This window comes from Rugosimonospora acidiphila (assembly GCF_039543385.1).
In the GTDB taxonomy this organism is placed as follows: Bacteria; Actinomycetota; Actinomycetes; order Mycobacteriales; family Micromonosporaceae; genus Rugosimonospora; species Rugosimonospora acidiphila.
Map to the genome: position 1 here is coordinate 1 of NZ_BAABJQ010000073.1, position 4,113 is coordinate 4,113.

At 71.5% G+C, this 4,113-nt stretch carries 1 protein-coding gene; it reads right to left on the reverse strand.

The genetic code is table 11. The features are described 5' to 3' along the window. The coding region (locus ABEA87_RS42035) for an SDR family NAD(P)-dependent oxidoreductase (RefSeq protein WP_345639393.1) at window positions 1-4,076 on the reverse strand (4,076 nt) is incomplete at its 3' end. Window positions 4,077-4,113 lie beyond the last annotated feature (37 nt).

Genomic DNA, 4,113 nt, shown 5'->3' on the forward strand with positions numbered 1-4,113 from the left:
ACATGCACCGCGAACAACACCGGCTGCACCACATCCACCCGCTCCGGCACCACCCCCGACCGCAACACCTCAACTAGCGACCAATCCACCAACCCACCAAACGCCACCTCACACTCAGCGATCGCCTGCCTGAACACCGGCGACTCATTCAACAAATCCAGAGCCATCCCCGCCCACTGCGAACCCTGACCAGGAAACACCCACACCAAACGACCACCCACCACCCGACCCGCCTGCACCCCACGCAAACCATCGACTAGTTCCTGAACATCACCACCCACCGACACCGCCCGATACTCAAACCGCGACCGACCCACCAACCCCGCACCCACCGCACCCACATCCACCAGATCCGCACCATCACCCGACACCCGATCCACCAACGAACCCACCGCAGCGCCCAACGCCTCCGGCGAACGACCCGACACCACCCACGGCACCACACCACCAGGCGTCACCGAAACCGACGAGTCCACCGGCGCCGGCTCCACCACCGGAGCCTGCTCCAACACCACATGCGCATTCGTGCCAGAGATACCGAAGGAGGACACGGCGGCCCGACGGACTCCGTCAGCGGCCCAGCCCCGCTCCTCGGTCAGCAGCTGGACCTGACCCGACGACCAGTCCACATGCGACGACGGCGTGTCCGCGTGCAGCGTGCGGGGCAGCACCCCGGCCCGCATCGCCATCACCATCTTGATCACACCCGCGACCCCAGCCGCGGCCTGCGTATGACCGATGTTCGACTTCACCGAACCCAACCACAACGGCCGATCCCCCGACCGATCCCGCCCATACGTCGCCAACAACGCCTGCGCCTCGATCGGATCACCCAACTTCGTACCCGTACCGTGCGCCTCCACCACATCCACCTCCGCCGTCGACAAACCCGCGTTCGCCAACGCCGCCCGGATCACCCGCTCCTGCGACGGACCATTCGGCGCGCTCAGGCCGTTGGAGGCACCGTCCTGGTTGACCGCCGAACCACGCACCACCGCCAGCACCGGGTGACCCAGCCGCTGCGCGTCCGACAACCGCTCCACCAGCAGCATGCCCACGCCCTCGGCCAGGCCCATCCCGTCCGCCGAGTCGGCGAACGCCTTGCACCGGCCGTCCGCGGCCATCCCCCGCTGCCGGGAGAACCCGGTGAAGGTGGCAGGGGTGACCATCACCGCGACGCCGCCGGCCAGCGCCATCGTGCACTCACCGGAGCGCAGCGATTGGGCGGCCAGGTGCAGCGCCACCAGCGACGACGAGCACGCCGTGTCGATTGTCATCGCGGGGCCTTCGAAGCCCAGCGTGTACGAGATCCGGCCGGACACCACGCTGGCGACGCTGCCGGTGAGCAGGTGACCCTCCAGCCCCTCCGGCACCTCGTGCAGGCGGGAACGGTAGTCCTGGTAGTTGGCGCCGACGAAGACGCCGGTGCGGCTGCCCCGGACCGTGCGCGGGTCGATACCCGCCCGCTCCAGGGCCTCCCACGAGGTCTCCAGCAGCAGCCGCTGCTGCGGGTCCATCGCCACCGCCTCACGCGGCGAGATGCCGAAGAAGCCGGCGTCGAAGTCCCCGGCGTCGTAGAGGAAGCCGCCCTCGCGGACGTAGGTGGTGCCCTGGCGGTCGGGGTCGGGGTCGAAGAGCCTGGTGAGGTCCCAGCCCCGGTCGGTGGGGAACGGGGCGATGGCGTCGCCGCCGTCGAGTACCAGCTGCCACAGGTCGTCGGCCGACCGGATGCCGCCCGGGTACCGGCAGCTCATGCCCACGATGGCGATCGGCTCGTCGGTGTGCGCCGCGGTCACCGGGCCGTCCTCGCCGCCGGCGCCGAGCACCTGGTCGACGAGGTAGCGAGCCAGCCGTGCCGGGGTCGGGTAGTCGAAGACGAGCGTGGTGGGCAGCGTGAGCCCGGACGCGGTGGCGATCCGGTTGCGGACGTCGATGGCGGTCAGCGAGTCGAAGCCAAGGTCGGTAAAGGGCCGTTCCGCGTCGATGGCGGCGGCGCTGGAGTGCCCGAGGACGGCGGCGGCCTGCGTGCACACCAGTTCGAGGGCGGCGTGGTCGGCGTCGGTACGGGACAGGCCGACAAGGCGGCCGCCGAGCAGCGACGCGGGCGCGGTGTGCGCGGTCGCGGCCACGGTTTCGGCCTCCCGCAGCCGCCGCACCTGCGGCAGGTCGTCGAAGAGCGGCCGTTCCCGCTCCGCGGTGAACACCGCGATGAACCGTTCCCAGTCGACATCGACCAGGGCCACGGCACCGTCGTCGCGGTTGAGCGAGTCGCCGAGCGCCACGACCGCGACGTCCGGATCCATCAGCGGCAGGCCGCGCCGGCGCAGCTGGTCGCGGTCGACGCCCTCAGACATGCCGCCACGGCCCTCTCCCGGTGCGGGCGCCCAGACACCCCACGCGATCGAGGTGGCGGTGCGACCGGTGGCCCGGCGGTGTTCGGCAAGGGTGTCGAGGTACGTGTTGGCCGCGGCGTACGCCCCGTGGTCGCCGCTGCCCCACAACCCGGCGACGGAGGAGAAGAGCACGAAGGCGTCCAGGTCGGTGTCGAGCAGCGCGTCGAGGTTGCGGGCACCGGCCACCTTGGCGCGGACCACCTCGGCGAAGGAGCCCGGATCGGTGTCGGTGAGCGAGACGAGTTCCACGACGCCGGCGGCGTGGAAGGCGGCCCGGACCGGGTCGCCGTCCGCGGCGAGCCGGTCGAGCAGCGCGGCCAGGTCGGCGCGGTCGGCGACATCGCAGCACGCCACGGTGACGCGGGTGCCGAGGCGCTCGAGGTCGGCGACGAGTTCGTCGGCGCCCGGGGCGTCCAGGCCGCGCCGGCTGGTCAGCACCAGGTGCGGCACGCCCGACTCGGCCAGCCAGCGGGCCACTCGCCCGCCGAGCGCGCCGGTACCGCCGGTGATCAGCGCCGTACCGGTCGGCTGCCACTGGCGGGCGGGTGGAAGACCGCCGGTGGACGCGTCCGTCAGCCGCCGTGCGTACTGACCGTCGCGGCGCACCGCGAGTTGGTCGTCCTCGCCGCCGGCGGCGAGGATGCGGCACCAGCGGTCGAGGATGGCCTCGTCCGCGTCGGCGGGCAGGTCGATCAGGCCGCCCCAGCGGTCCGCGTGCTCCAGGGCCGCCACCCGGCCGAGCCCCCAGGTCATCGCCGCGTCGAGGTTGGCGGCCCGGTCGTCGGCGTGGGCGCGGACCGCGTCCCGGCTGATCATCCACAGCCGCGCGGTGACGTCGGCGTCGAGCAGCGCCTGGATCGCCACGAGGTTCTGTACCAGCCCGGCGGGGGCACCGGGGAGTTCGGGGTGGGGCTGCCCATCGGCGGCGAGCAGCGACAGCACACCGGCGGGCCGCAGGTCGGCCAGGGCCGTACGCAGCGTCGAGGCGAGATCGGCCCGGTCGGGGGCGGTGGGTACGGTGACGACGACCGGCTCCGCCCCGTTGCGGGTGAGCGCGGCAACGATGTCGTCCTGCGGCGCGTCGGGTGGGGTGAGGATCAGCCAGTGGCCGGCCAGCGTCGCGGGCTGGGGTGCCGGCAGTGGCTTCCACGTGATGGTGTACCGCCAGGCGTCGATGACGCCGGAAGTCTGCTGATGCTGACGCCACTGCCGCAAAGCGGGCAACAGGTCCCGCAGCGGCGTGTCGGTGTCCACCCCCAGCGTGGTCGCCAAAGCGGTCGGGTCGCCGGTGTCCAACGCCTGCCACAACGGGTCATCACCGACCGAGACGCCACCAGCGTCCGGCTGCAACCAGTACCGCTCATGCTGGAACGGGTACGTCGGCAGGTCCACGTGCGGATACCGGCCAGGAAGCGCCACCGACCAATCAACCGGCACCCCCAACACATGCGCCGCACCCACCGCGGTGAGCATCTGCCGCCAATCACCCTTACCCCGGCGCAACGTGCCGACCGCGTGAACACCGTCCCGCTCACCCATCGCCACGGTCAACACCGGATGGGCGGAGCACTCCACGAACACGCCGAACCCCTGACCCACCAACACCTCAACCGCCCGATCCAACAACACCCGCTGCCGCAGATTCCGATACCAATACCCCGCATCCAGCTCCTCACCCGACACCCAACCACCCGTCACCGTCGAGAAGAACCGCACCGTG